At 65.8% G+C, this 1,826-nt stretch carries 1 protein-coding gene; it reads right to left on the bottom strand.

What is annotated here, in order from left to right:
• On the bottom strand, positions 1–1,826 hold a 1,826-nt coding region (locus tag EOA22_RS32160), incomplete at both ends, for an autotransporter-associated beta strand repeat-containing protein (protein ID WP_206521389.1).

The following is a 1,826-nucleotide window of genomic DNA, read 5'->3' as shown; positions in this document are numbered from 1 at the left end:
GTCAGGACCAGGTTGAGCGTGGCGCCTGATAGGTCGACCGTGCCGCCGACGATCAGCCTGTCGGCGCCGGATGGGGTCGCCTCGACCTCCAGGACGCCATGATTGACATAGTTGCCGCCGACCGCCTGGACGCCGATGGAATTGCCGACGCCGTGCGTGCCGAGGATGGTGACATTGCCGCCCATGGTGCCGATGCCGCCAAGGCGCGCGCCGGAATCCACCGTGACATCGCCGGCGAGGCTCGCTGTGCCATGGCTGGCGTCGCCCACCACCAGCGTTCCCATGTCGACGGTGGTCAGGCCCGCATAGCTGTTCTGTCCGTTGAGCGTCAGCTTGCCCGCGCCGGTCTTGGTCAGAGAGCCGTTTCCGGAAATGGTGCCGCCGATGACGTCGTCATGACCGAGCGCGCCGAGCGAAAGCTGCGGCGCCAGCTGTGAATCGTCGATTAGTATGGCCCCGTCGCCAGACAGCGAACCGACATCGAGCACGGAGTCCTGGTTGCGGAAGCGAACCAGCACGCTGCCGCCGGCGCCGTTGAGGATGGTTGCATCAGCCGCCTGCGATGCCTGCTGGAAATCGAGCGTGCCGCCGGCCTCGTTGACCAGCGTCGCCGTTCCGCCGTCCGAATGTCCGTAGAAAATGGTCGAGCCGCCATTCCGGTTGGTTATCGTGGCGTCCCCGGCGGAGGAAGATACATTGCTTGAGTAATCGTCGTCGAAGGTCGTCCTGCTGAAATAATACGGTATGCCCAGGCCGTCATTGACGATGGTAGCATTGGCGGCGCTTGCTCCTGTGAAGGTGACCGAGCCGCCGCCCTGGTTGATGATGCTGGCCGTGCCGGCATCGGTTCCGGTGCTGAAATTGAGCCCGCCAGTGCCGTCCTTCGCCAGAATGATGGTGGCCGCGCCGGCGGTCGCATTGCGCAGGAAGTTGAGGTCGCCCAACCCGACGGTGATCGAGATATCCTCGGCACTGACCGGATTGGCGGCGTCGTTGCCCGAGAAATAGAGCTTGGCCCATCCCCCGCTTCCGTTGGAGTTTATGGCGACCAGTCCGTCGCCGAGCGCGCCTGTCGCCGTCACGACAAGGCCGCCGCCGCGCACCGCCGTGCCGCCCGAATAGCTGTTGGCGCCGGTCAGCGTCAGCGTGCCGGAACTGGTCTTGGCGAGTTGTCCGTCGCCCGAAACCACGCCGTCGAGGATCAGGTTCTTGCCGGCGCCGACATCGAAGGTGCCGCCGTTGGCGCCGAGGATTATCTGGCGCTCCAGCGTGAAACTGACGGGATTGCCCGTCACCTGCAGCGCGCCGCCGTTCAAGGTCAGGGCGCCCGAGACATCGCCCAGCGACCAGTCGCCGCCGATCCTCAATGTGCCCTGGTCGACGGTCCACGACGTCACCGCGCTGGTGCTGCCGGTCAAGGTCCATGTGCCGTTGCCGGTCTTTTCGTAGATGCCGAAACCCTGGTATTGCTGTCCGACGCCTGAGACGTCGAAGCTGCTGTCGACGTTCCCGCCGAGCCTCAACGTGTCGGCCGCGCTGAAGGCCTCCACAGTGCCGCTGATCGCCGAGCCGGCCCGCAGCTCCAGCGTATTGACGCCGCCGCTGAACCGGATCGCATCAGCCTGGGGGCCGTTGCCGTCGATCGAGAATCCACCGGCGATGGTGCCGCTGTTGGTCACGGTGAGGCCAGCCCCGGCAATGCCGACCCCTCCGGATCCGGCAAGGTAGCGTTGATCGGAATAGCCGCTGGCGCCACCTGTGCCGCCCTGCACGGTGCCGCTGTTGTCGATCGTGCCGCCACCCGACATGACGATGCCGCTGCCACC

Origin of the sequence: Mesorhizobium sp. M7A.F.Ca.US.014.04.1.1 (genome assembly GCF_003998745.1) — a bacterium.
Taxonomy (GTDB): domain Bacteria; phylum Pseudomonadota; class Alphaproteobacteria; order Rhizobiales; family Rhizobiaceae; genus Mesorhizobium; species Mesorhizobium ciceri.
The sequence above is the reverse complement of the archived record's forward strand: the minus strand, read 5'-3'. Positions and strand labels throughout refer to the sequence as shown.